24 protein-coding genes and 2 pseudogenes are annotated in these 24931 nt (G+C 41.8%); 12 read left to right on the top strand and 14 right to left on the bottom strand.

Translation table 11 applies throughout. The annotated features are described in order from the left end of the window. Nucleotides 1–79: 79 nt before the first annotated feature. Together hisIE and F7734_RS49445 are read right to left on the bottom strand one after the other, a co-directional pair. Nucleotides 80–730 carry a bifunctional phosphoribosyl-AMP cyclohydrolase/phosphoribosyl-ATP diphosphatase HisIE gene (hisIE, locus tag F7734_RS49450; RefSeq protein WP_155751650.1) on the bottom strand — a complete coding sequence of 217 codons (651 nt, stop codon included), beginning with the start codon at nucleotides 728–730 and terminating at the stop codon, nucleotides 80–82. 102 nt (nucleotides 731–832) lie between these two features. Beyond that, nucleotides 833–1018: a ChaB family protein gene (locus tag F7734_RS49445; RefSeq protein ID WP_155751649.1), complete on the bottom strand. Its 186-nt coding sequence runs from the start codon at nucleotides 1016–1018 to the stop codon at nucleotides 833–835. A 103-nt stretch (nucleotides 1019–1121) separates the two neighbouring features. Here F7734_RS49445 and hemL point away from each other — a divergent pair, with 103 nt between their 5' ends. Together hemL and F7734_RS49435 are read left to right on the top strand one after the other, a co-directional pair. After that, nucleotides 1122–2420, top strand: coding sequence for a glutamate-1-semialdehyde 2,1-aminomutase (hemL, locus tag F7734_RS49440; RefSeq protein ID WP_155751648.1), 1299 nt, complete (start codon nucleotides 1122–1124; stop codon nucleotides 2418–2420). Between the two features lie 630 nt (nucleotides 2421–3050). Next, nucleotides 3051–4667 (top strand): serine/threonine-protein kinase, encoded by a 1617-nt coding sequence (locus F7734_RS49435; protein ID WP_155751647.1) that lies wholly within the window; start codon nucleotides 3051–3053, stop codon nucleotides 4665–4667. Between the two features lie 302 nt (nucleotides 4668–4969). Here F7734_RS49435 and recA read toward each other — a convergent pair whose 3' ends face one another. Further along, entirely contained in the window at nucleotides 4970–6052 is a 1083-nt protein-coding gene (recA, locus tag F7734_RS49430; protein ID WP_155751646.1) for a recombinase RecA, read from the bottom strand. 427 nt (nucleotides 6053–6479) lie between these two features. Between recA and xseA the strand changes: the two genes are divergently transcribed. Together xseA and xseB are read left to right on the top strand one after the other, a co-directional pair. Further along, nucleotides 6480–7667, top strand: coding sequence for an exodeoxyribonuclease VII large subunit (xseA, locus tag F7734_RS49425; protein ID WP_347566419.1), 1188 nt, complete (start codon nucleotides 6480–6482; stop codon nucleotides 7665–7667). A 37-nt stretch (nucleotides 7668–7704) separates the two neighbouring features. Next, nucleotides 7705–7917, top strand: a complete 213-nt coding sequence (gene xseB / locus F7734_RS49420) for an exodeoxyribonuclease VII small subunit (protein ID WP_017743237.1) — start codon at nucleotides 7705–7707, stop codon at nucleotides 7915–7917. 83 nt (nucleotides 7918–8000) lie between these two features. On the opposite strand, the gene F7734_RS49415 is transcribed toward xseB, so the two are convergent. Further along, nucleotides 8001–10322, bottom strand: a complete 2322-nt coding sequence (locus F7734_RS49415; RefSeq protein WP_166482636.1) for an ATP-binding protein — start codon at nucleotides 10320–10322, stop codon at nucleotides 8001–8003. Nucleotides 10323–10881: 559 nt separating this feature from the next. Here F7734_RS49415 and F7734_RS49410 point away from each other — a divergent pair. Further along, the gene (locus F7734_RS49410; RefSeq protein ID WP_155751644.1) at nucleotides 10882–11646 is read left to right on the top strand and encodes a sucrose-phosphate phosphatase; all 765 of its coding nucleotides are present in this window, start codon (nucleotides 10882–10884) and stop codon (nucleotides 11644–11646) included. On the opposite strand, the pseudogene F7734_RS49405 reads toward F7734_RS49410, so the two are convergent. Then, a pseudogene (locus tag F7734_RS49405) lies at nucleotides 11641–11751 on the bottom strand (WD40 repeat domain-containing protein); the annotation flags it as partial. The gene F7734_RS49410 and the pseudogene F7734_RS49405 overlap by 6 nt on opposite strands. Nucleotides 11752–11947: 196 nt before the next feature. On the opposite strand from F7734_RS49405, the pseudogene F7734_RS49400 reads away from it, so the two are divergent. The 5 genes and pseudogenes from F7734_RS49400 to F7734_RS49380 all read left to right on the top strand — a co-directional run. Continuing rightward, nucleotides 11948–12442 (top strand): annotated as a pseudogene (locus F7734_RS49400) (sucrose-phosphate phosphatase); the annotation flags it as partial. Then, entirely contained in the window at nucleotides 12439–13074 is a 636-nt protein-coding gene (ruvA, locus tag F7734_RS49395; RefSeq protein ID WP_155751642.1) for a Holliday junction branch migration protein RuvA, read from the top strand. The pseudogene F7734_RS49400 and the gene ruvA, both read left to right, overlap by 4 nt. Before the next feature lie 92 nt (nucleotides 13075–13166). After that, complete coding sequence (locus tag F7734_RS49390) at nucleotides 13167–13391, top strand: DUF433 domain-containing protein (RefSeq protein WP_155751641.1); 225 nt, start codon at nucleotides 13167–13169, stop codon at nucleotides 13389–13391. An 82-nt stretch (nucleotides 13392–13473) separates the two neighbouring features. Then, nucleotides 13474–13701 (top strand): hypothetical protein, encoded by a 228-nt coding sequence (locus F7734_RS49385; RefSeq protein ID WP_155751640.1) that lies wholly within the window; start codon nucleotides 13474–13476, stop codon nucleotides 13699–13701. Then, the gene (locus F7734_RS49380; RefSeq protein ID WP_166482635.1) at nucleotides 13698–13922 is read left to right on the top strand and encodes a hypothetical protein; all 225 of its coding nucleotides are present in this window, start codon (nucleotides 13698–13700) and stop codon (nucleotides 13920–13922) included. Before F7734_RS49385 ends, F7734_RS49380 begins: the two co-directional genes overlap by 4 nt. A gap of 105 nt (nucleotides 13923–14027) precedes the next feature. On the opposite strand, the gene F7734_RS64630 is transcribed toward F7734_RS49380, so the two are convergent. Next, nucleotides 14028–14216 carry a hypothetical protein gene (locus F7734_RS64630; protein WP_243147507.1) on the bottom strand — a complete coding sequence of 63 codons (189 nt, stop codon included), beginning with the start codon at nucleotides 14214–14216 and terminating at the stop codon, nucleotides 14028–14030. Between the two features lie 311 nt (nucleotides 14217–14527). Here F7734_RS64630 and egtC point away from each other — a divergent pair, with 311 nt between their 5' ends. Next, a complete protein-coding gene (gene egtC / locus F7734_RS49370) occupies nucleotides 14528–15325 on the top strand; it encodes an ergothioneine biosynthesis protein EgtC (RefSeq protein WP_155751639.1) in 798 nt (265 codons plus the stop codon). A 61-nt stretch (nucleotides 15326–15386) separates the two neighbouring features. On the opposite strand, the gene uvrA is transcribed toward egtC, so the two are convergent. Next, complete coding sequence (gene uvrA / locus F7734_RS49365; RefSeq protein WP_155751638.1) at nucleotides 15387–18308, bottom strand: excinuclease ABC subunit UvrA; 2922 nt, start codon at nucleotides 18306–18308, stop codon at nucleotides 15387–15389. A gap of 187 nt (nucleotides 18309–18495) precedes the next feature. On the opposite strand from uvrA, the gene F7734_RS49360 reads away from it, so the two are divergent. Continuing rightward, nucleotides 18496–19245: a Uma2 family endonuclease gene (locus F7734_RS49360; protein WP_155751637.1), complete on the top strand. Its 750-nt coding sequence runs from the start codon at nucleotides 18496–18498 to the stop codon at nucleotides 19243–19245. Nucleotides 19246–19398: 153 nt separating this feature from the next. Here the strand turns inward: F7734_RS49360 and F7734_RS49355 are convergent, their stop codons facing one another. The 7 genes from F7734_RS49355 to F7734_RS49330 form a co-directional block, all read right to left on the bottom strand. Continuing rightward, entirely contained in the window at nucleotides 19399–20301 is a 903-nt protein-coding gene (locus F7734_RS49355; RefSeq protein WP_155751636.1) for an alpha/beta fold hydrolase, read from the bottom strand. Between the two features lie 171 nt (nucleotides 20302–20472). Then, complete coding sequence (locus F7734_RS49350; RefSeq protein WP_155751635.1) at nucleotides 20473–21504, bottom strand: DUF3445 domain-containing protein; 1032 nt, start codon at nucleotides 21502–21504, stop codon at nucleotides 20473–20475. Nucleotides 21505–21507: 3 nt separating this feature from the next. Further along, nucleotides 21508–21822, bottom strand: a complete 315-nt coding sequence (locus tag F7734_RS64625; RefSeq protein ID WP_243147506.1) for a response regulator — start codon at nucleotides 21820–21822, stop codon at nucleotides 21508–21510. Between the two features lie 20 nt (nucleotides 21823–21842). After that, nucleotides 21843–22319, bottom strand: coding sequence for a HAMP domain-containing sensor histidine kinase (locus F7734_RS64620; protein ID WP_243147505.1), 477 nt, complete (start codon nucleotides 22317–22319; stop codon nucleotides 21843–21845). Between the two features lie 103 nt (nucleotides 22320–22422). Continuing rightward, nucleotides 22423–23007, bottom strand: coding sequence for a GNAT family N-acetyltransferase (locus F7734_RS49340; RefSeq protein ID WP_155751634.1), 585 nt, complete (start codon nucleotides 23005–23007; stop codon nucleotides 22423–22425). A 157-nt stretch (nucleotides 23008–23164) separates the two neighbouring features. After that, on the bottom strand, nucleotides 23165–23437 hold the full coding sequence (locus F7734_RS49335; protein WP_166482634.1) for a hypothetical protein: 273 nt from the start codon (nucleotides 23435–23437) through the stop codon (nucleotides 23165–23167). Between the two features lie 33 nt (nucleotides 23438–23470). Continuing rightward, nucleotides 23471–24931: ATP-binding protein (locus F7734_RS49330; protein ID WP_155751633.1), on the bottom strand; the 1461-nt coding region annotated here is incomplete at its 5' end.

Here is a 24931-nt window from a genome sequence, read left to right as displayed (position 1 = left end):
ATCAATCCAAAATCCAAAATCCAAAATCCAAAATCCAAAATCCAAAAACCAAAATCCAAAATCCAAAATCCAAAATCCTTTACTTCCGCCGTTCCTGCAATTTGCGATAAACTGCTTTGATATCAACGTTATGATGAGCCAATGCCACAAGAGTGTGGTAGAAAAGATCGGCAACTTCTCCAGCGATCGCATCTGGTTCGTCATCCTTAAACGCCATCACCACCTCAGCGCTTTCTTCGCCTATTTTTTTCAAAATCTTGTTATCACCACCTGCCAACAACTTGCAGGTATAAGAATCTTCTTGTGGATTGTCGCGGCGATCGCAAATCACTGAAAAAATTTGTGACAGTGTACTGCCCGGAGGCGAAACAATTTCTCCGTTCACTTGATGAAAACAACTGCGTTCCCCGGTGTGACAGGCTACGTCTCCTATTTGCTCTACACCGACTAGTAGCGCATCACTGTCACAATCGTATCGAATACTTTTCACCTTCTGTATATGCCCAGAGGTTTCTCCCTTATGCCAAAACGCCTGTCGGGAGCGGCTCCAAAACCAAGTTTCTCCACTTTCCAAAGTCTTTTGTAACGACTGCCGATTCATCCACGCCATCATCAGAACAGTGCCGTCCAAATAGTCCTGAACAATAGCGGGTACTAGCCCTTTTTCGTCGTAGCGAATATTTTCTAAAGGAATGGCATTGTGTAATGACTTTGCATCAGAAGACAACATACCAACTGCTTTTTTCTTCGGTAAATATAGTTCCTGGCTTCACGATACCATTCAACAGCACAGTTGGTATGCTTTTTCCAAACTACTTTTTTTCCCCTGACTTTAAACGATGCTCCTGTACATTGCCGATTGCATTTTTACTGCACTCAAAGCGACCCGATGAGCTTTTGGTGCTTCACCGTACCAATGGATTGCCGAGTTAAAAGCAGCTCGGTACAGATCCTGGTATGCCTCAGAAAAGCGAGTGCGAATTTCCAAAGGCAAGTCTTGATTGGACTTGTATAACATATTGTTATTTTCCTGGTTCTGCTATTTTACTAGAATAGTAGTTCTAGACAGTGTTTACCCCTATCCTAAGATAGAGTCTTGTTTCCTAATGTAGGTGAGAACCTTGGTAAATACAACAATTAAAACTACAAAATCACAAGAAATCTTTGCATCTGCCCAAAAGTTAATGCCGGGAGGGGTCAGTTCCCCCGTCCGAGCTTTTAAATCTGTAGGTGGACAGCCTATCGTTTTTGACCGTGTCAAAGGTGCGTACATATGGGATGTGGATGGTAACCAGTACATTGACTATGTAGGAACGTGGGGACCTGCTATCTGCGGACACACTCACCCTGAAGTGATTGCCGCACTGCATGAAGCGCTAGACAAGGGTACAAGCTTCGGTGCGCCAAGCGTACTGGAAAACGTCTTGGCTGAAATGGTAATCGATGCTGTTCCAAGCATTGAAATGGTAAGATTTGTTAACTCCGGTACAGAAGCTTGTATGGCTGTTTTGCGATTGATGCGAGCTTTTACCAAACGTGACAAAATTATCAAATTTGAAGGTTGCTACCACGGTCATGCCGATATGTTTTTAGTAAAAGCAGGCTCTGGTGTAGCAACACTCGGTTTACCCGACTCCCCTGGGGTTCCCAAATCAGCTACCAGTAACACCCTGACAGCACCTTTCAACGATTTAGAAGCAGTCAAAGCCCTATTTGAGGAAAACCGCGACGAAATTGCTGGTGTAATACTAGAGCCAGTCGTTGGGAATGCTGGTTTCATTACCCCTGATGCTGGCTTTCTAGAAGGATTGCGGGAACTTACCAACGAGCATGGGGCATTGTTGGTATTTGACGAAGTCATGACAGGCTTCCGCATTGCTTACGGCGGTGCTCAAGAGAAATTCGGCATTACCCCCGATTTGACAACACTCGGTAAAATTATCGGCGGTGGATTGCCTGTAGGAGCTTACGGCGGTCGCCGAGATATCATGTCAATGGTTGCTCCAGCAGGTCCAATGTACCAAGCAGGAACTCTCTCTGGTAATCCTTTGGCAATGACAGCAGGAATTAAAACGCTGGAATTGTTGCAAAAACCAGGAACCTACGAATATCTTGACCGAATTACCCAAAAATTAGCAAATGGCTTGCTACAAGTTGCCCAAGAAACAGGTCATGCAGCCTGCGGCGGGCAAATCAGCGGTATGTTTGGTTTGTTCTTTACCGAAGGACCAGTCCACAGCTACGAGGACGCCAAAAAGTCCGACACAGCCAAGTTTGGACGCTTCCATCGCGGTATGTTAGAGCGCGGTGTTTATTTAGCACCCTCTCAATTTGAGGCTGGGTTTACCTCCATCGCGCATACAGAAGAAGATATTGAGCAGACACTGCAAGCAGCCCGTGAGGTTATGTCCAGTCTGTAAAAGCTGAATGATAAATTATGAATTTTTTTATCGTTCATAATTCATAATTTTTTACATTTCAGCCGTAGGTAGGGCTATGCCGCACATTCAATGCCGTGTGGCATAGCCCTACCTACAAAAAGCAGTAATTTTACTGCCTTGTCAAAAAGTAAGTAAAACCTTATACTAAGGTGATGCAGATTCAAAGACGCCTCTTTCCTCTGCGCCCTCAGCGTCCTCTGCGGTTCAAAAAAAAACAAGTTCGCAAATCGGACTGTCTTAAAACTCCAAACTATTAGAAAAATATCTATAGCTAAGGAAATAGCTGGTCTTTATTAAAAACAGCAAAAAAGATATTTCCAATGAAAATAAAAACTCTTTTTTAAAAGGAATAATTAAGTTTTGAAAATCCTAAATTTTGACATTTGGATTTTTAAGAAATACACCTTAACAACAGCCTGGGTATAGGTTAATAGGGCAGAACTAGTAGATATTCGGGAGTTTACGATTGCTTCACGTAACTCAAGCCGAACTTTAGCAACTCTTCAATAGAAATCCAGAGAAAATGACCTGGCAAAAATGGATTTTCAACTTAATAATTGAGATAAGAGTTCAACACTCATCATCATTCGTGTAGCGAGTTGACTGTACATGAGCTACTGCATAAATCCCACGTGTCCCAATCCCGAAAATTTAGCATATAGCGACAGGTGTCAGTCTTGTGGCTCGCGACTGCTAATGCGCGATCGCTATCGCATCATTAAAGCCTTAGGTCAGGGTGGTTTCGGTGCTACATTTTTAGCTGAAGACGAAGCTTTACCGGGAGAACCAAGTTGTGTCATCAAGCAACTGCGTCCTTCAGGGACAGCGCCCCATATCTTGCAAATGGCACGGGAACTTTTCGAGCGAGAAGCTGTTACTTTAGGTCGGATTGGTAACCATCCCCAAGTACCCCGCTTGCTAGATTATTTTGAAGACCGCGAACAATTCTACCTAGTTCAGGAATATATCAACGGTCTTACTTTACAGCAGGAGATCAAACGCAATGGAGTTTATAGCGAAGCAGCTGTTAAGCAGTTTTTAAGCGAGCTTTTGCCGTTACTGCAATACATCCACGAACGAAAAGTGATTCACCGCGATATTAAACCGGCAAATATCATTCGTCGTTCTCAAGATTGCAGGTTAGTGCTGATTGACTTTGGTGCTGTTAAAAATCAAGTACAAACATTGACAAACCAGTCCGAACAAACTGCACTCACGGCATATGCAATTGGCACCCCTGGTTTCGCTCCTCCAGAACAAATGGCAATGCGTCCCGTCTTTGCTAGCGATATTTACGCCCTAGGTGTAACCTGTATTTACTTGCTGAGTGGCAAATCTCCTAAAGATATAGATTACAATCCCACAACAGGCGAAATGCAGTGGGAACGACTTGTCTGTATTAGCGACCACCTAAGTGAAGTTCTGCGGAAGATGCTGGAAGTATCAGTTCGCAATCGATACCAAACAGCAGAGGAAGTCCTTAGAGCATTAGCACTCGAACCTTACTTAGATAGTTTGGCACAAAGTATGATGGTGCGATCGCAAACTGGTGTAAAAGAGCGATCGTCAAACCATATAGAAGAATCCAATGTTTTGTCTAACGTTCCTTCCGCTCATAGTTCTGGAGGACAAGGAGTCGCACAAATGGCAGCAGCCATTCGAGCCAGAAGAGCCAAAATGCCAGAAGGTACAGGTTTGAATGGAGTAGCAACACAAAGAGTGATGACAATGAGGTCTACCACTCTCGCTAACAGTCATGGCGGCTCTTCTGGAGATAATAAGTCTCAAACGCCGCGTAAATTGGATACTCAGGGTTTACTCACAGCTTACACGAAAGGGAGAAGAGATTTTGCCCTGTATAATTTAAATTTGCTGAATTTGCAAGGTGCTGACTTATCAGGGACTAATTTCCACAGTTCTCAATTACAAAATGTTAATTTTCAAGGAGCTAATCTTAACAGTAGCGATTTTGGACGAGCTAGCCTCAATCGCGCAAATCTGAAAGATTCCAATTTGACCAAGGCATACCTTAACAATGCTGATTTAGAAGGAGCCGATCTTCGAGGAGCAGATCTCAGCTTCGCATACCTTAACGGGGCAAATCTTCGAGGAGCAAATCTGTGTGGAGCCAATTTAACTGGTGCTAAAATTTCTGACGAGCAATTGGCATTAGCTAAAACAAACTGGATGACCGTGCGTCCCAATGGGCGGCGAGGCTTGTTGTGATTTTAGATTTTATATTTTTTCATAAAATTATATCAAGTTCGCGTGATGACTTATAAGAAAATTTGTCAACGTAGGTTGGGTTGAGGCTTTGCGAAACCCAACAAACTCTGCACTCATGTTGGGTTTCGTTCCTCCACCCAACCTACAAATCTTATAAGCGTTTAACCGAACATGGTATTAGATATAAAAACGGGAAATGGAGCCGACAATAGTCGAGGCAGAGCCTCAAAAAAAGCATTCCCAGGCTGAGCCTGGGAACGAGTAAAGTGGGTAGGGCTAGGGCTTACCCATCCTGCGATCGCTTACTCCTCTTCAAATTCCTCGTCTACATCTTCCTCGTCGTCCTCACTTGGCTTACCGACTGAATTAGCAGAAACAACAGCACCCATTTCTAATTTTTCTCTAACTAACTGTTTAATCTTTTCGGTAAATTCAGGTTTCTCTTCCATGTATTTAATAGCGTTATCCCGACCTTGGGAGATATTTTCGCTATTATAACTGTACCAAGCGCCCTTACGGATAAGAACTCCTGTTTCTTCAGCCAAGTCTACCAAACAACCGATTGTAGAAATTCCTTTGCCAAAGATAATGTCAAATTCTGCCACTCTAAAAGGTGGTGCGACCTTATTTTTAGCAACTTTAACTTTGACGCGGTTACCAAATTCTTCAGTACCTTTTTTCAAGGTTTGAATCCGGCGAATATCCAGGCGTACCGAAGCATAGTATTTTAAAGCATTACCACCAGTTGTTGTTTCTGGGTTTCCGTAGGTAACACCAATTTTTTGCCGCAACTGGTTGAGGAAAATAACTGTACAACCTGATTTTCCAATATTACCAGTGATTTTACGCAAAGCTTGGCTCATCAATCTTGCTTGAAGACCAACGTGGGCATCACCCATTTCGCCTTCAATTTCAGCACGAGGAACCAATGCTGCTACTGAGTCAATCACCACAATATCAACCGCCGCAGAACGAACCAATTGGTCAACAATCTCCAAAGCTGCTTCCCCTGTGTCGGGTTGTGATACTAACAAATTTTCGATATCAACACCCAATGCACCAGCATAGGTAGGATCGAGGGCATGCTCCGCATCAACGTAAGCAGCAATACCGCCGTTTCTTTGCACTTCAGCAACTGCGTGCAGTGCTAATGTTGTTTTACCAGAGCTTTCAGGACCGTAGATCTCAATAACCCTTCCCTTAGGGATACCGCCACCTAATGCCAGATCCAGGGTAAGCGCCCCACTAGAAATTGTTTCTACCCGCATACGGGTAGCATCACCCAGGCGCATGATAGTTCCTTTGCCAAAGGTACGCTCAATCTGATTGAGTACCATGTTCAGCGCTTTTTGCTTGCCAGTAGCATCAGTCGTGTTAACAGCCATTCGGAGCCTCTATATTTATGGATCTAGGGATTGTAGATTTGGAGTTGAATAGAACAGATATACTATTTTAAACACAAATTGCTAATTTAGTACTTCTTTGTTAAAGAAGTGTGACAAGATTCTAGCGCACTCATTACCTTATTTGGGATGGACAAATAACTCAGTAATAAATTGTATAATATTGGCATCAGTAACCAATCTGCATCCACGCATCCCAAATCCCGAATCCCAAATCCCGAATCCAATCCAAATCCCAAATCAAAATCCAAAATCTAAAATCCAAAATCCAAAATCTAAAATCCAAAATCTAAAATCCAAAATCTAAAATCCAAATCCAAAATCCAAATCCAAAATCAAAATCCAAATCCAAAATCCAAAATATGACTTTTAACCTCCCTGACTCTCTATTCCTGAAACAGCCCTGACAGTGGCGGGGTTAACAGATTACATTCGCTTCCTGTTGGAGCAAGATGAGGAATTGCGGCGGGTTTGGGTGACTGGAGAAGTTTCTAGCACTAACAAGCATCGCAGTGGGTTATTTTTTACGCTACAAGACCGAGAGGCTACGGCAGCTATCAAGTGTGTGGCATGGAACGGTCAATTGCCAAAATTAGCACAAGTTCCCATGTCTGGGGAGCAGTTAATTGTTTTGGGAAGTCTTAAAGTTTACCGAGAACGGGGAGAGTACCAATTGACTGTTTGGCAGGCTTTTCCTGCTGGTGCTGGTTTGCAGGCGCTGCGTTACCAACAAATACGACAACGCTTGGAGGCAGAAGGATTATTTGATCCACAAAGAAAGCGATCGCTTCCTACACATCCCCAAACTATCGGCGTTATCACATCTGGGACTGCTGCGGCTTGGGGTGATATTCAAAAAACTCTCAAACAAAGGTACCCTGGATTACAAGTTTTGTTTTCTCCGGCAATAGTACAGGGTGACCAAGCACCTCAATCTATTATCAATGCCATTAAACGGGTTGAAAAAGATGGACGTGCGGAAGTGCTAATTATATCACGGGGTGGGGGTGCTGTGGAGGAATTGGCATGCTTTAATGATGAACGGGTAGTACGAGCAGTAGCAAATTGTTCAATACCAGTTATTACGGGGATCGGTCATCAAAGAGATGAATCATTGGTAGATTTGGTTGCAGATGCTGCGGTGCATACTCCGACTGCGGCAGCAGAATTGGTTGTGCCATCGCTAGCTGAATTGTACGCCGAACATCAGCAACGAGCGATCGCTTTACAAGAATGCGTGCGTTACTCTTTTGAAAGGGCGGAAAACAAATTGCAACAAATGCAAAATCGCTTGCGGCGTTTGCGGTTAGATCGGCAAGTTCAGCAGGACTTTCAAGCTTTAAGTTGGAAGCGCCAGCAGTTGATAAGGGCGACAACCGTGCGGCTAAAGCAATCGGTACAGCATGTAGAAATGTTACGGCAAAAGTTGGCAACTCTTGACCCAAAAGCTGTCCTACACCGGGGTTATGCCGTGGTGCGACTGGAAAATGGTGCGATCGCTCGTTCTGCGATTGAGTTAACTGTGGGACAGGAGTTGTCAGTTCAGTTGGGTCAGGGTGAGGTTAAAGTAAAAGTTGTGGATGTCAATGATTTTTGAACCGCAAAGGCGCAAAGAGCACGAAGGTTGAATAGGAATGGTTAAAGTGACTGATAAAGAAGGTTGGAACTACGAAGCAAAGGTTGCTGAGGTAGAAAGAATTATTGCTCGTATTGAGTCGGGTGATTTGGAGTTGCAAGAGGTGTTTGACCAATTTGCTTCTGCTGTTGAGTATTTGCGTCAGTGTGAGGGTTTTTTGCAAGAGCGACAGCAGCAGGTTGAGTTGTTGATTGAGACTTTGCAGGATTAGGGGATGCGTAGATTTTAGATTTTAGATTTTGGATTTTGGATTGGGGATTCAGGAAATGAGCGTGAGTTATTTTTCCCCAATCCCTAGTCCCTAGGCAATACAACAGTAAAAGTGGTTCCTACACCTAATTGACTGTCTACAGTGATTTGACCTTTGTGTAATTCAACTGCATTTTTAACAATTGCTAACCCCAGTCCAGTCCCAGGTAGATTCCCCGTGTTGCTACATCTAAAAAAAGATGTAAATAGTTTGTCTATTTCTTCTTCTGGTATGCCAATTCCTTCATCTTGAATTCGGAAAATGGCACTTGTGCGATCGCATATTAATTCAAATTTTATATGACCTCCTTGTGGAGAGTATTTAATAGCATTTGAAAGTAAGTTTGTAAAAATATGCCGTAAGAGTTTTTCATCCATAATGGGAAGTTCTTCCCTCGCACAACCATATACACATTGCTCTACAAAATCAATCTTGTATTTTTCACCAGCACTCAGTTGTAACTGTTCTACTAAATCCAAGCAAAAACTAATTAAATCTATAGGCGCTGGAGCAAACTCTAGTTTCCCTGCTTCTGTTTTTCCAAATACTAAAACATCTTCTAATATCTGATTGAGATGCTTAACACTAGATTTAATTTTATCAAATTGGCGCTGTTTCTTTTCTTCGGTTAATTGTTCGCTATAGTTTTTCAGAAATTCACAAGATAGCAAAATTGTAGTCAATGGAGTGCGGAATTCATGGGATGCGATCGCAATAAATTGTGATTTAAGTTGACTTATTTCTCTTTCTTTTGCTAAAGCTAACCGAGTTTCTTCTACCTGCTTGCGTTCGGTGATATCTTGGGCAATCCCTACTCTCCGATAGACTTGTCCGTGACGGTTTTGTACCGGAAAGCTGCTATCCCAAATCCAACGAATTGTTCCATCTGGTTGTACAATTCGGTATTCATTTTGAGAAGCACTATGAATATTTTCCTTCATTATGGCAGTAACACGTTCTCTATCTTCAGGATGAATAGCATCTAACCAAGAATTAGGATTGCTATACAAACTTTCGCAGCTCCGTTGCCATACCTGTTGGTATGCAGGGCTAATATAAAGAATTTCATAAGTGCGAAAGTCTCTAATCCAGAAAACTTCTTGAATGTTTTCTGCTAATTGGCGAAATTTCTCCTCGCTTTGACGCAGCATTTCCTGTGTTATAAGTTTGGAGGTGAGTTCTAGCTGCAACTGAGCATTGCTGGCTTTGAGATTTTGTTCTTGCTGAGTTAAAGCAGTAACAAGTTGACTGAGAGATTTTGATAGATTGGCAATTTCATCTTTGCCTTTGATAGCAGGAATTTTGACTTGTCTGTTACCTTGACGGATGTAGTTAGCAGCTTTTGCGATCGCTAACATCGGATGAGTAATTGCCGTTGCTATCAACCAACCTAAAACTGTAAAAACAGTACCCAATATCATGTTCCAAGTAAATATTTTCTGCTGTAAATGCCGGACTGGGATAAAAGCTTTATCAGTTTTTTGTCGTACCAACACCAGCCATCCCAATCCAGAATAATTTCGATAACCAACACTACGAGCAAAGCCAGTGAGATAAGTCTGGCGATCGCACCAAGTTTCAACCAAATAACCGTTTTTACCGCTTTGCGCTGTTTTTACACTTTTAAGAGATAGTAAATTGGCATTTTTAACCTCGGTTGGTGCTAATAATAGATCGCCATTTTTACGGAGAATCAACATTTGTATTTTGCGATTTTTTAAAGAGTGCAACAGAGATTTTTCTAACTCTTTAGACCACGTCCAGCTAAGATGAGCACCTAATACACCCCGTACTTTTCCTTGTAAATCCATAACAGGGACTGCAATATCTACAAAGCGCAATGGTTCACTTGTTGGGTTGGGAAGTAACTTTGCTAATTTCACTGCTTCATGGACATCACCTACGTAAGGAACTTTTTGCCCGTGTATATACCAAGGTCTTTGAGAAACATCTTGACCTTCTAGCAATTTTCCCGTACTCGCTTGAACTATACCTTTGTTGTCAGTCAAACCTATCCAAGCATAATCAGTATAAGTACTTTGCAGTTTTTCTAACAAAGTCCGTTGCTCTGACACAGAAGAGTTTGGACTGCGGATAGTGTCAAGAGTACTCATTATTTGAATGTCTTTGTATCGCTCAAACATTCCTCGGTCTAGCTTGTCAGTCATTTGATAGGCTAATTCTGCTAGCGCTCTACCAACGTCAAGTTTTACCTGTTCGCTAGCATAATGTCCAACAATCAAACTGGCTGAGATTGCCAGTACAAGGGCAATGCTGCCAATTGTCAATCCCAAGCGAGTTTTTAGGCTATGACTGGGGTTTAACTTGGCAGCTAGGCGATGCGACAAACTAATAATACTCACCACTATACAACGCTTCTACCTCCATAGACTAATTCAGAATTTCAGCGAGTTATGCTCTTCCCTAGTTTATCCACTCTTTTTTTTAGTACAAGTGCTTAATTTGTCTAGATCGAAAAAGATAAGATGAGTGCCAAAAAGGCATAAACTTTTTTGTGCTTTGCGTACTTGCTGTTGAGTACCTTACGATCGCTACAAACGTAAGCAAATTTCTGGCGCATTCGCTTGCAAATCTTTCAACGCCGCTATCATACTCTTGCCAGCATTGCGGTAAATACTGTCAATTAGTTCCAGGTTTTAGTCACACTCCTCCACTTTGGTGAATGGCAATTACTTGAAATTCATCTTCAAATGCAGGCAAACCGGAATAACCAGGTAAAGGATTTTTTGTATATTGCACTACAGTTGCATCTGTATCAGCAGACGATTTTGTTTACTTATAGTAAATTTTAATTATTATTAATACTATTTATGTATATATTTATTTAATGCTGTCATTATTGTAAACTTTAAGATATCCAAATAAATAAATACTTTTCCTGCAAACTATTATGAGGATCTTGAGATGAAATTGTTTATCACTGACCTCGATCATACGCTAGTTGGTGACAAACGGGCGTTAAAGATCCTCAATGAAGCGTTGGAAGCACACAGGAACGATCGCGGCGTCAAGGTAGTTTATGCAACTGGTCGCTCGCTGGAGTTATACAGAGAGCTAGAGCAACAGGAAACACTTATAATCCCGGACGCTCTTATTACTTCGGTGGGAACCGAGATATACTTCGACCCCAAAATTGACACTTACGATCCAGATTGGGCACAAGAATTGTCTTTAGGTTGGGATCGTAGCGCGATCGCAGATACAGCCGCAAAATTTGAAGGGTTATTAAAGCAGCCACAGTCAGAGCAACGTCCATTTAAGCTGAGCTATATCATTCCCGAAGAAGAAGCTGTAGAAGTGCTACCACAGTTAGAAAAGGAATTAAAAAGCCAAGGTTTAAAATGTAAGTTAATATACAGTGGCAGTCAGGATTTAGACATCTTACCTTCAAATGCAGACAAAGGAACGGCAGCAAAATATTTACAACAGAAATGGGGTATTGAATCTTCTAAAACAGTGGTGTGTGGGGATTCTGGCAACGACATAGGTCTATTTTTTGAGGAAAATAGGGGCATTATCGTTAACAATGCTCGTTCAGAGCTACTAAATTGGTACAAAGAAAATCAGACTGAATATCGTTATTATGCTAAAAACCCTTACGCTGCTGGTATATTAGAAGGTCTAGAGAACTTTAATTTTTTAGATAAAAGCTTTGCAACTAGCTCATAAGCCTAGAGGCTGGGTTTGGGGACTCTTTTTACTCTTCAGAACCCATAGGCGAATTTTATTATCTTCACTTCCACTGACTAGCATATTGCCATTGGGGCTAAATGCAGTAGACCATTTTGACTAAAAGCAACTGTCCATACTTGCTTCATTTGAGCCTTCAAAGTACAAATCGATCGCTCGCTATTTGTCTTCCACAATCGAATAGTTCCATCCTCATAAATTCGATTGTTTAGCTTCTATTAGGAATAGGGCAACATTTTAAATTTCTCAAGTTTTGTTACAAATATAATACTGTCAGGAATACGCTCCGGAATGGTCTTCCGGATGGCACCGTGACCTGATAGTATCTGTAACTGACAATTTTCCAGCTTTGGTTCCTCAGCCAGAGTCAGAACAACGCCGTTTTAAGGTCAGTTTTTTACTTCAGGATGAAGAAGCAAGCAAAATTATACCACAACTTGAGTCAGAGTTTGAAAAATGTGGTTTAATAGTCAAATTAATTTACAGCAGTGGTATAGACTTGGACATTGTCCCTCCTCACAGCGATAAAGACCGGGTAGTGCAATTTCTCCGCCAAAAGTGGAACATTGTACCAGAGCGATCTGTTGTTTGTGGTGATTCGGGAAATGATATTGCTCTATTCGCAGCTGGAACAGAACGGGGAATTATTGTTGGCAATGCTCGTCCAGAGCTACTTAAATGGCACAATGAAAATCCCGTTGACTATCATTACCTAGCACAAAACTCTTGTGCGGGTGGCATTCTAGAAGGATTGAAATACTTTGGATTTTTATGATTAGTTATCTCAAAGGAATTGTTGCTGCTATCCAAAACAATGGTGCTCATCGCCATATCCTGACTCTTGAAGTCAATGGTATGGGGTACGATCTGCAAGTCCCATCCCGACTGGCAAAGCAATTGCCAGAAATCGGTGGAGAGGTGCAAATTTTTACCCACTACCAAATTCGTGAAGAAGTACCTGTGCTCTATGGCTTTGGTTCACCAGGAGAACGAGACGTGTTTCGGCATTTACTGGGTGTGAGTGGTGTGGGGGCGGCTTTAGCGATCGCACTTCTCGACACCTTGGAACTACCCGATCTCGTCCAAGCAATTATCACAGCGAATATTCAACTTCTGATCCAAGCTCCTGGTGTCGGTAAGAAAACCGCCGAACGCCTCTGTTTGGAACTCAAAAACAAGTTGATAGAGTGGCGCAAGTCCGCAGGCTTTTTTGTCGCTACGGGCGGTCCCGCACCTGGAATTTTGGACGAGGTGCAATTGACTTTGTTGGCTTTGGGTTATACTGCCAGTGAAGTCAGCCATGCCTTGCACGTGGTGAGTGAAAATATTGGGTTGCCAAAAGATGCTTTTGTGGAAGATTGGATTAAACAAGCGATCGCCCACTTAAGTAGCGAGTACAGCCAATAAGTTCCAAACAAATCGCGTACTTTATATTATGCCCTCACTTTAACGAGAACCCATTAGAATTAGGAAAACAGTTCTCACAACTGAGCAGAAACATGGATAGAATCACTGTTAGTCCTCAAGTTCATTTTGGTAAACCTTGTGTCGTTGGCACACGTATCACCGTACAAGGCGTTCTTGAGCTTTTGAATGAGGGGCTTTCGTTCAACAACATTATTCAGGATTACTATCCTGATTTGCAGATTGAGGATATTCGTGCCTGCTTGCAATACGCTATCGCGTTAGTGGCGGCTGAGGATATTCACCTTTTATCAGCTTAGGTATTACATTATTGAGTAGAACAATAGTACAACAACCATTTTGTACTTTTTGTTTGATTGTATGTTTTTGGGCAATTTTGGTATGTCAACTTTACTCGAACAAGCCGTTACAAAACTAAAAAAGTTACCACTTAGCCAGCAAGAAGCTATGGCTAAAAAGATTTTGGAAGATTTAGAAGAACTAGAAGATGAAAATCAATGGGATGAAGCTTTTTCTCGTTCTTCAGATGCATTAGCAAAGTTAGCAGGTATAGCAATGGCAAGGTATTATGCTAGACAAACTGAGGAATTAGACCCAGACACATTGTGAAATCTCGCATTACACCAGAATTTCGGCACGCTTTTGGCTATTTACCGGAACATATTCAAGAGCGTACCCGTGAAGCATATCGTCAATTCAAAAAAGACCCAACTCATCCTAGTTTGCATTTCAAAAAAGTGAATTCAGCATTGTGTATCTATTCTGCTAGAATTAGTAAAAACTATCGAGCAGTAGGGTTGTTGCGTGGAGATATTGTGATTTGGTTTTGAGTAGATTCTCATACTGATTATGATGAATTGCTGTCTCAGTTACAGTAAGTCATCGTTTGTCTCTAATTCTATCTATAGAGAAATTTATTTTAGGATTTGCTGATGTCACGCTTTTGTGACTCTGTACGCCAGTGATTTCCAAAACACTTCATTTCTACCCCTACGAGTAGTGTTTTGGCGTAATTCAGTTAGTACCATTTCTTCTTTTAATTTTGCTGTTTGAGCAGCAATTTTTGCTTTTCTTTCAGGAGAAAAATTTTCAGTTAGTATGCTAAATTTGTGGTGTTCTGTCATATCAAACTGGGTGATTTTTTAATTCAATGCTACTCATATCTGATTTGGGATTAATGTTCTGTTGCTAAACCAGGAAAGTGTAAAACTCCATCTATAAATTTGGCATAAAACCGACGGAACGAAACCCAACCTACTGTCCATTCATTTGCCAGTCAAGCGTTCGCGAAGCGGCTGCTTTGCCGCATCGCAGAGAGTGCTTTAGCAGCAAATCCCCCTTGTGTCAGATAGCACATAAAATTTCGTTTGCTAAAATTTTATGTACAAACCTTACGTTAACGAAGTACATCTAGCTATATTGAGCTGTTTTTCTGATGTGTAGATTAGTTGGCTACCTTGGTAATAGCATCCGATTAGATGAGTTACTCTATAAGCAAGAGCATTCGCTCTACAACCAAAGTTACAAGCCTCTCGAATTAAAGTCAGGAGTCGTTTGTGCAGACGGGGTAGGTGTAGGTTGGTACGATGAAACAGGTCAACCATTTGTTTACCGGAACACTATCCCGATGTGGAACGATTCAAACCTGAAAGAGTTGAGCCACTACGCACGATCTTCTTGTGCTGTGGGCTATGTCCGACTAGCTGGAATCGGGGAACCGCTCGACATTAGCAACTGTCAGCCCTTCCGCAGTGGCAAGTTATTGTTTGTGCATAATGGCGAGATCGCAAACTTTCAACAGACGCTCTATAGACCGATACGTGACAGTCTTTCTGATTCCACATACCGCCTAATTAAGGGTATGACTGACTCGGAACATATCTTCGCCCTGCTGGTGGAAATGTGGCAGTCGTCTCCAGACAGCACCCTGTTGTCTGCCTTACGTGCAACACTGCAAAAATTGACAAACCTGGCTCAAGAACACGACACCAGCTTTAGTGCCAATGTCATTGTCAGTGATGGTGAATCGCTTGCGGCAATTCGCTATGCCTACCGCATGCAAGCCCCTACTCTTTATTGGTCTTGCAATGATGCGAACCACCCAACCCAAGTTATTGTTGCCTCTGAACCCTTATCTGACCAAAATTGGACGGCTTTTGCTGACCACAATACGTTGTTTGTTCAAGCGGAGTCATTGCAGCCAACAACTAGCCGATTGGCGATCGGCTGTTGAGTGTTACGTTAATGCCAACTAAAAGTTTCTATGGTGGGCAATGCCCACCCTACGGCTCTGGTCACTGGTCACTGGTCACTGTTAATACTTGCTTCAAATACTCTCCGGTATACGATCGCGGATTTTCTGCCACTTCTTCAGGTGTTCCCACTGCAATCACTTCTCCTCCTTTGTCCCCGCCTTCCGGTCCTAAATCTACCAACCAATCTGCACAACGTATCACATCTAAATTGTGTTCAATTACCAAAATTGAATTGCCTTTATCTACTAACCGTTGCAGGACATCTAACAATTTATGAACATCATAAAAAGATAAACCTGTTGTTGGTTCATCTATGAGATAAAGTGTTTTGCCTGTAGCGCGACGTGATAGTTCTGTTGCTAATTTCACCCTCTGTGCTTCACCACCAGATAAGGTTGTTGCAGGTTGTCCCAGTTGAATATATCCCAATCCAACATCAACTAAAGTTTGCAATTTATTGACAGCTTTGGGTATGTTTTGGAAAAATTCTAAAGCTTCCTCCACTGTCATATTAAGAACGTCAGAAATAGATTTATCTTTGTACTTCACTTGCAAAGTTTCGCGGTTGTATCTTGCACCTTTGCAAACTTCACACTGTACGTAAACATCGGGCAAAAAGTTCATTTCAATGACGTTTACACCTTGTCCGCTACAAGCTTCACAACGTCCCCCTTTAACATTGAAAGAAAATTGTCCTGGTTTATATCCCCTGGTTTTTGCTTCAATTGTTTCTGAAAAAACGTCTCGAATAACATCAAAAACACCCGTGTATGTTGCTGGGTTAGAACGGGGTGTTCTCCCAATGGGAGATTGGTCAATAACTATAGCTTTGTCAATGGTATCTAATCCCTGAATGCCATCTATCTCTTTAGGAAAAGGCACTTTGCGCGTCAGTTGATGTTGCAGCGCCGGGTAGAGAAGTTCGTTAATTAGGGTAGATTTTCCAGAACCAGAAACACCAGTCACAGAAACCAGTTTCCCTAATGGAATTTCCACATTAATGTTTCTTAAATTATTGCGATGGGCATTTTTAATAACCAAACTTCGCCCGTTTCCTTCCCTACGTGTTGCAGGAGTTGCGATCGCTCTCCGTCCTGATAAATAAGCGCCTGTCAGAGATTCTTCCGAGTTAAGTAATGCCTGTAAATCGCCTTGAGCAACGATTCTACCTCCATTAACCCCAGCGGCAGGACCAATATCCACAAGATGGTCAGCCGCACGAATGGTTTCTTCATCATGCTCTACTACAATTAAGGTATTGCCCAAATCCCGTAACCTAATTAAAGTTCGCAACAATCGTCCATTATCTCTTTGATGCAAACCAATACTGGGTTCATCTAAAACATATAAAACCCCAGTCAACCCAGAACCAATTTGAGTCGCCAGACGAATTCGCTGTGCTTCTCCACCAGAAAGTGTCATTGCCGGACGGTCAAGAGTGAGGTAATCTAAACCTACATCCAGCAAAAATTGCAATCTTGCTTTAATTTCTCTCAAAACCAAATCGGCAATTTGTAACTGGCGCTGACTCAATTGTAATTGGTCGATCTTGTTCCGAGACTCCCGAATAGAAACACTCGTTAAATCTATAATCCGGTACTGTCCCAACCGCACCGCCAACGCCTCCGGTTTCAAGCGCTTTCCCTCACACACCGGACACGGTTGATCCACCAAATACTGTTCTAACTTTTGCTTAATTAACTCCGAACCCCCCTCATATTGCTTCTGTAAAATCGGCAAAACTCCTTTAAATCCCTCCCTCTGCTTCCTCTGCGACTCTGCGGTTTTTTCCTCTCCATTTAGAATTATCTCTCTTTGTTCCTCCGTCAACACATTCCAACACGTCTGCAACTCAAAACCGTGTTCTTGCCCTAACTTATACAACAACTCCAAATAATAAGTATTTTCCTTTTCCGACCAAGGAGCAATAGCAGAATATACTGGTGCTTCAGGATCGGGAACAACCAATTCCGCTGAAAATCTTCTTAAACTGCCAATTCCATGACAGTGAGGACACGCACCATAAGGAGAGTTAAAGGAAAACAAGCGCGGGGATAATTCTTCCATCACCGCCCCGTGTTCCGGACAGGCAAAGTTTTCTGAAAAGACTAATTCTTGGTCATTAGTCATTTGTCCGGTGTCATTTGTCCTTTGTTTACTCTCATCACTTTTGTCAGATGACGAAGGACTAATGACAACGACTGCAATTCCATTAGATTGACGCAAACAGGTGGAAAGGGAATCAAACAATCGCTCTTGCAAACCAGGTTTTTTAACTAATCGGTCAATAACAACTTCTATGGTATGAATAACATTTTTATCTAATTCAATGGCATCAGAAAGTTCTCGCACTTCGCCATCTACCCGAACGCGGACAAAACCTTGGGATGCTAAACTTGATAGTAGCTTGCTATGTGTCCCCTTTTTCCCCCGAACAACAGGTGCAAGAATTTGAAAGCGAGTGCGATCTGGGAGTTCCATGATGCGATCGCACATCTCATCTATGGTTTGGGGGGCGATACAGCGATCGCATATGGGACAGTGGGGTTCACCTGCGCGTCCAAACAGAAGTCGCAGATAGTCGTAAATTTCCGTCACCGTCCCTACAGTAGAACGGGGGTTATGAGATGTTGACTTTTGGTCGATGGAAATGGCTGGGCTTAATCCCTCAATTGCCTCAACATCAGGTTTATCCACCTGTCCCAAGAATTGCCGTGCATAAGCGCTCAGGGATTCTACGTAGCGGCGCTGTCCTTCTGCAAAGATTGTGTCAAATGCCAAGGAAGATTTGCCAGAACCAGAAACCCCAGTAAAGACAATCAAGCGATCGCGAGGTAGTTCCAGATCGATATTTTTCAGGTTGTGCTGTCTAGCACCCCGAATGCGGATGGTGTTTTGGCTGTTTGGGTTTTTTTGAGGAAGGTGCCCATTTAAGGATAGCGATCGCTGGGTGTCTAACATAATGAACAGGGTGAGAGAAACAGCTCTAGTGCGAAACAGTTCTTAATATTATCATTGTCCCCCTTATCATGATAGAACAATAGTACTGCATTGACAGTGACGGGCGATAGGCGATCGGTAATAAGCTGGTCACTGGTTGCTGAAGTTAAGCTAGGTGTATCGATAGCGTTAAGGAGGCACTCTTACCATGCTAGCTAGTGCAGCCACTTATGAAATCACTTGGGAAAAGTTACCGAATGATTTTGTTTTAGATGATGAACCTGTGGATAACATCAATCAGCCATTATTAGCAGCTGCTTTAACAGAAAGTTTAGAAGTTGCTGGAAGATTGCCAGCTAACGCTTTAACCATAACCAATTATGCCATTTGTGCCACTTTGAACAATCGCATTGTGGTTAAAGCACCTGATTGGGGATTTGTACCTTCTATCAAGGTGTCACGAGAAGAAGTTAAGCGCAGTTATACGCCAAAACTTCAAGGTGATTTTCCGGTGATTGTGATGGAATTCCTTTCCGATACTGAAGGGAGTGAGTACTCCAGCAAACCTACGTATCCCCCTGGTAAATGGTACTATTACGAGCAAGTTTTAAAAGTTCCTAATTATGCCATTTTTGAGCCAGATACGGGAATACTGGAAGTTTATCAACTAGATGATTTGGGTCGTTATCAGTTGCAGTCGCCAGATGAAAATAACCTTTACTGGATTCAAGAAATGAACCTATTTTTAGGTACCTGGCAGGGAAGCCGAGAAAATCGTTCTAGTTACTGGTTGCGTTGGTGGAATGAACAAAGAGAGCTTTTACTATGGGGTTTTGAGTTTGCCGAACAAGAACGGCAACGTGCCGAACAAGAACGGCAACGCGCCGAACAAGAACGGCAACGCGCTGAACGGTTGGCAGCGCAATTGCGTGCATTGGGGATAGAACCGGAAGCATAAACGACAGGGCGATCGGCCAGTTAGCCAGACCGCTCACCTCTTTTCTAGCCTCTGGCTGGGGAATGCCTTACTCAGGAGGCAGAGCCTTGGTATCTGCATTCCCAGGCTCCGCCTGGGAACGAGAGGGGCGGAGCTTGGGAACGAGAGGTCTGGTTACTGGTCACTGGTTACTGATGATAGCCAATTTATAATTTGTTGATTGACGACATCTGGCACTTCATCATGAGGACAATGACCGGCACCGGGAATGGGAACAATTTTGATATCTTTACCATTGTCCCGTGCTTGTTCGTATAGTTTTGCGCCTGTAATTGGTGTCCAAGGGTCTTCAGCACCCCAAACAACTAATAATGGGCATTCCACATTGGGTAATAATTCTGCTGGAGAGGGACCGGGAGGTGCTGTGAGGATCGCTGCAAAAACTTGTTGTGCTCCGGGATCGCAGGAGGGTGTATAAAGTAAGTCTACCAGTTCATCTGTGACGGCTTCTCGATTGCGGTAAACCTGATATAGGGTGCGGCGAATTTGGGCTTTTTGACGAACGCGATTGAAAACGAACGCCCCTGTAATTGGGGAACTTACAAATTTGTTGAAAGCTGCCATTGCAATGCGTAGGGGTGGATTCAGTTCGTGGGGACGATGACTTAACCCACCCGCACTGTTAATTAAAACGCCACCGGCAGCTATTTCTGGATGTTTTGTCACAACTATCAAACCGATGAGTGCGCCAATGGAATTGCCGATAAATACTGCTGGTTCTTGTATGTGTACTGTCCAAAAATCTTTTAGGAGTTCTACCCACACTTCTACTGTGTATTTTAATGGTGGTTTATCAGAACCGCCAAATCCTAATAAGTCGAGGGCAAAGACTCGGTAACCTGCAGCTGCTAAAACTGGGATGTTTTTTCGCCAATGTCCAATAGATGCACCAAAGCCATGAACGAGTACGAGGGGTTTACCTGTTCCCATCACGGTATACTGGATTTTATGACCCTGCCAAGTCCAAAAGTGTTTTTCTACGGTGCTTGTTGGTATCTGTTGCCAAGTAACTGTCATTATTAAGATTCGTAAAGTATTTTTCTCTATTTTAATATTTTTTAACCTGCTTCTGTTCTCTGCCTTTCTCCTGATAGCTATAGCAGTTCTCCTGAGCCTGAAGTACACCCAATTGTAGGGGCGCAATGCCTTGCGCCCCTACCAACGTAACTCACTAATTTGGGAACCGCTCTAAACTTCTGTTAACCAAGCTAAAATACTGTCCCTACTTTCTGCTAAACCTTTATAAATTAAAGATTCTGGTGTCATCGACTGAAGAGCAGCAAATAATTTTAATCGCAAATTTGTATCTTTTTTGATAGTAGTACAATCTCTAAAATAGGTGCGGATGGTAAACAGCACTGCGTTATGTTCTGGTAAACCCCAAATGACTTGTCGTTCTATTCTTAAGAATAATTTGGCATTATCACGGTTAAAACTTCTACCATGCCATATGTCTGATGACACACTTGGAGGTGGTTCGGGATGGTGGTTGAGGCGAGTGTCGGTACTCAATCCCCAAGCAAAGCGTACCATGGATTCTCGGACAATCATTGTGTTAACGATCGCACTCGCCCGTCGGTTAATTTTCTCGATTCCTGCTACGGGTGCGTGAATTGTGGTGAAATCCTTGCCAATTTTTTCCTCAGCAGACCAATGGTTGGGGTAGCACAAATGAACTGCACTCAACCAGTTACAACCATCAGTACTGTGGCTCATCACGGTTATATCTTCCTGTACTTGGGTTGCTAAAGCATCCAGGGTGGAAGCATAGGGAGGAAAAACTGGTTGACCTTGAGTTTGAACTTGTTGCAACCGCCAGTTTTTATCTATGTAAAGAGTTTCTCCAGTGAGTTGGTTGTGAAAGGATAAACCATGGCTTGTTGGTTGACAGCAGAAGTTTTGGGGATATTCTTGAGAAAGACGGTCAATAATGAGACAAGCAATCGCACCTGCTACGGCATCAGAATAATTGTAGGTTTGGTAATATTTGCTCAATTGTTCGGCACGAGATAAAAGCTTAACATGACGGTAATGAGGAAAGTTTTCATCAAATTGAAAAACCCGTTTGTCAGCCTCACCATTACCTAAAGATTTACCCAGAGGTATAAAACCGGGTTTGACCTCATACCGTCCGTTTTCCATAGGAAAGTACCAAGCACTGTGTTCGGATGCGTCCACAGTTTTGGCTTCTAGAAGTAAATTGAGTGGAGGTGAGAGCATGATTTATTTCATTCCTGCAATCAGTGATGCAATCGCATTTACCAATTCTTCTGGGTCTACTGGTTTAGAAATATGCTTCTGAAATCCCAATTTAAGAGCCTGTTGCTGGTCATACTCCCCAGCATAGGCGGTGAGGGCGATTGCCGGAACCAATCCACCTTGTTCGGGAGAGCGACTGCGAATTTTTCGCATTAGCATATAACCATCAATTTTTGGCATTCCAATATCACTCATGACGAGATCGGGCGGTTGGCGATCGAACAACATCAAAACCTCAGCAGCAGAAGCCGCCGCAGTCACTTGCACCAAATGTCGCATATCTTCATCATCATCTACTACTATAATTCGTAGATTGTTGAAATCAACAGCTTGAGGAGCGATGGTAGTTTTAATGCTAACCCGATTCCAGAACCTTCCTGAGTTCTTCCCCGTGCTCCTTCAACGCGGTGAAACCGTTCAAACAAACGAGGTAATTCCGTTTTTGGAATGCCAATCCCGGTATCACTCACGGTTAATTCAATCTGGTTGTTTACTTTACGGAGCTTGAGTGAGATTGCGCCTGAAAAGGTGAACTTAAAAGCATTTGAGAGTAGGTTGAGAATAATTTTTTCCCACATCTGTCGATCCACATACATGGGTTCAGACAGAGATTCACACGCGACGATAAACTCTAATTCTGCTTGCTCGATCGCGGAACGAAACACACTCGCTAACTCTGCTGTAAATGCTGCTAGATCGGTTGGTTCATAAACCGCCTGTAGCCGTCCGGCTTCGAGCCGTGAGAAATCGAGCAGGGTATTAACCAGTTTCAGCAAACGCAATGAGTTACGATGGACAAGTTCAAATTGTATATTTTATTTTTTAGAAGTCCCTAAGATAGAGGCTTTACTTTGGTAATCGTTTTAGTTTGGGAGGTGATTACAAAACCTGATTTTTATTTAAACCATAAAAAGCTATTATTCGCTCTGATGGTTGCAGGTTTGGTAGCTGACTTTCTGTGAAAACAAACTCTTTTTCCAACTTCAACCCTACTTTTTCCATAACCCGAGTCGATGCTTTGTTGACTGTTAATGCCCATGCCACAACTCTTTGAACGTCCCATTCCAGAAAACCCTTGTTTATCAATGCAATGGATGCTTCAGTTGCATATCCTTTTCCCCAAGTTGATTGGCACAATCGGTAACCTAGAGCAATTTCATTGCTGTTAACTATTTGCAGTTCAACAGCAAATTGATTTTCAACAGCAGGATAGAAATGAAACCATCCAATAAACTCATTGTTTGATTTTTCGACAGTCGCCCAAAATCCAAAGCGGTCGTATTTTTGATAGTACCCTAAAAATTTAGGTAACACTTGTTCTTTAATCGTGTTGTATTCTGTTGGCTTTCCCCCGTTAATAAAACGCATAACCTTAGGGTCACTATCGAGTTGAAAAAGGTTTTCAGCATCTTCTGCTGTAAAGGAGCGCAAAATCAATCTTTCTGTTTCTAAAAGGACTTTCATAACTATCTAAAGCACAAAGATACAGCTAAACTAGTGCATTGCGGCGGAAGTCTTCCGTCAGCTTAAGCTACCAGTGGACGACCTTTGTAAGTCCACTTGAATGGTTTGGCTAAAGCTTTGACTAATAGTTATTTTATTGTTGAAGTGTAATAACTGGTTACGCAAAATCATTTATGTCATTAAACTTTACAGCATTCGCTAACAAATTCCAAATAATTTGCTGAAGACGAGCGGAATCGCCTGCAACCTTTATGGTGGTGTTAAGTGACGTTTCAAAAAGATTGGGCGGTTGGCGATCGAACAACATTATTGCCTCAGCAGCACTTGCAGCCACCGTAACTTGCGCTCCCTGTTGTTCTAGAATAAACCGTATCAAGTCCCGCATATCCTTATCGTCATCCACCACTAGTGAACTACCTGTTTGAGACAATCATCACTCCCCATACTACGTATATTTTAAAAATCAAACATGAGCCATATTCATATATATTGAAAGTTTAACTGGTATTACAATTTTAAATTCAGTACCCTTGCCAACTTCTGAGGTGACTTCGATTCTTCCTTGATGTTTTTCAATAATTTTGTAGGAAATGCTCAATCCTAATCCAGTTCCTTTACCAACTGGTTTAGTCGTAAAAAAGGGATCGAATAACTTATGTATAATTTCTTCTGGGATACCGATACCATTATCTTTGATACTTATTTGAATAAAGTTTTCCTTAATAGTTTCTGTTTTAATCCAAATCTGTTTATTTGCTAAATCATCCATATCTAACAGTGCATCTATAGAATTATTAATAATATTGATAAAAACTTGATTGAGTTTTGCTGGATAACACTCTATTAAAGGTAGATTGCCATAGTCTGTTATAACTTTAATATCTTCTTGAAGTCTATGATTCAGAATTAAAAGTGTACTGTTAATACCTTCATGGATATCTACTTCTTTTATCTCAGCTTCATCTAAACGAGAAAAATTTCGTAAAGATAATACAATTTCTCTAATTCTTTCTGCTCCTGTTTTCATTGAAGACAGCAATTTTGCTAAATCTTGAACGAGATATTCCCAATCTAGTTCTTCTAATTTATTCTTAATCACCGGATTGCCATCTGGATACAGTTGCTCGTACAACTCGACCACACTTAATATTTCTTGAAAATAGCTATCAGCGTATTGAATATTTCCATATATAAAGTTGATAGGGTTATTAATTTCATGAGCTATTCCTGCTACCATCGCTCCAAGTGAGGATAATTTTTCTGTTTGAACCACTATACTTTGAGCTTCTTTCAAATCCTGTAAAACCTGTTGAAGCTCTAATGTTCTCTCTTCTACTTTGTTTTCTAAATTTTGATGAGCTTGTTGAAGCTCTATAGTTCTTTCTTCTACTTTTCTTTCTAAAGTTTGACGAGCTATTTCTAGTTGAAGTGTGTAATCTCCTACCCATTGGATAAGTTGATTTAAAGAAGTAGCTAATGTTCCTACTTCATTATTAACAGTTACGTTAGCTCTAATATCAAAATTTGATTCTTGGATAATTTTTTTAGCTATATTTGCGATCGCTGTAATCGGTCTTGCGATCGCTCTACTAGTATACCATGCTAATAGACCTGCGACTAAAGTTGATAAAAGTATACTTCCAATAATAATTTTAATTCGTAGTTTTTGAGCATTATTGAAGTTCTTATTTGCTTGTTGTTCTTGATATTTTGCACGTTGGTTGACTAAACTTAATTCGTCTGCAAGTTTTTCAAATTTTACATTAATTTCAATAACTTCTCGATCTTTTAACAGAAAAAATAACTTGTCTTGAGAAGATTGTGTTGTTTTTTTTGATAAAGCATTGGTAGATGAAAGCTGAACCCAAAAACTGCGGATTTTTTGATTGTAGAGTTTAATATTATTAGTATATCGATTTAATAA

It is taken from the genome of Scytonema sp. UIC 10036, from assembly GCF_009725235.1.
Note: the sequence above shows the minus strand (reverse complement) of the source record. Positions and strands in the feature narration are given on the sequence as shown.

Coding starts and splice junctions, on each gene's coding strand:
- hisIE (WP_155751650.1), bottom strand. CDS start 730: ATGTTGTCTTCTGATGCAAAGTCATTACACAATGCCATTCCTTTAGAA.
- F7734_RS49445 (WP_155751649.1), bottom strand. CDS start 1,018: ATGTTATACAAGTCCAATCAAGACTTGCCTTTGGAAATTCGCACTCGC.
- F7734_RS49435 (WP_155751647.1), top strand. CDS start 3,051: ATGAGCTACTGCATAAATCCCACGTGTCCCAATCCCGAAAATTTAGCA.
- recA (WP_155751646.1), bottom strand. CDS start 6,052: ATGGCTGTTAACACGACTGATGCTACTGGCAAGCAAAAAGCGCTGAAC.
- xseB (WP_017743237.1), top strand. CDS start 7,705: ATGGTTAAAGTGACTGATAAAGAAGGTTGGAACTACGAAGCAAAGGTT.
- F7734_RS49410 (WP_155751644.1), top strand. CDS start 10,882: ATGAAATTGTTTATCACTGACCTCGATCATACGCTAGTTGGTGACAAA.
- ruvA (WP_155751642.1), top strand. CDS start 12,439: ATGATTAGTTATCTCAAAGGAATTGTTGCTGCTATCCAAAACAATGGT.
- F7734_RS49390 (WP_155751641.1), top strand. CDS start 13,167: ATGGATAGAATCACTGTTAGTCCTCAAGTTCATTTTGGTAAACCTTGT.
- F7734_RS49385 (WP_155751640.1), top strand. CDS start 13,474: ATGTCAACTTTACTCGAACAAGCCGTTACAAAACTAAAAAAGTTACCA.
- F7734_RS64630 (WP_243147507.1), bottom strand. CDS start 14,216: ATGACAGAACACCACAAATTTAGCATACTAACTGAAAATTTTTCTCCT.
- egtC (WP_155751639.1), top strand. CDS start 14,528: ATGTGTAGATTAGTTGGCTACCTTGGTAATAGCATCCGATTAGATGAG.
- uvrA (WP_155751638.1), bottom strand. CDS start 18,308: ATGTTAGACACCCAGCGATCGCTATCCTTAAATGGGCACCTTCCTCAA.
- F7734_RS49360 (WP_155751637.1), top strand. CDS start 18,496: ATGCTAGCTAGTGCAGCCACTTATGAAATCACTTGGGAAAAGTTACCG.
- F7734_RS49355 (WP_155751636.1), bottom strand. CDS start 20,301: ATGACAGTTACTTGGCAACAGATACCAACAAGCACCGTAGAAAAACAC.
- F7734_RS49350 (WP_155751635.1), bottom strand. CDS start 21,504: ATGCTCTCACCTCCACTCAATTTACTTCTAGAAGCCAAAACTGTGGAC.
- F7734_RS64625 (WP_243147506.1), bottom strand. CDS start 21,822: ATGCGACATTTGGTGCAAGTGACTGCGGCGGCTTCTGCTGCTGAGGTT.
- F7734_RS49340 (WP_155751634.1), bottom strand. CDS start 23,007: ATGAAAGTCCTTTTAGAAACAGAAAGATTGATTTTGCGCTCCTTTACA.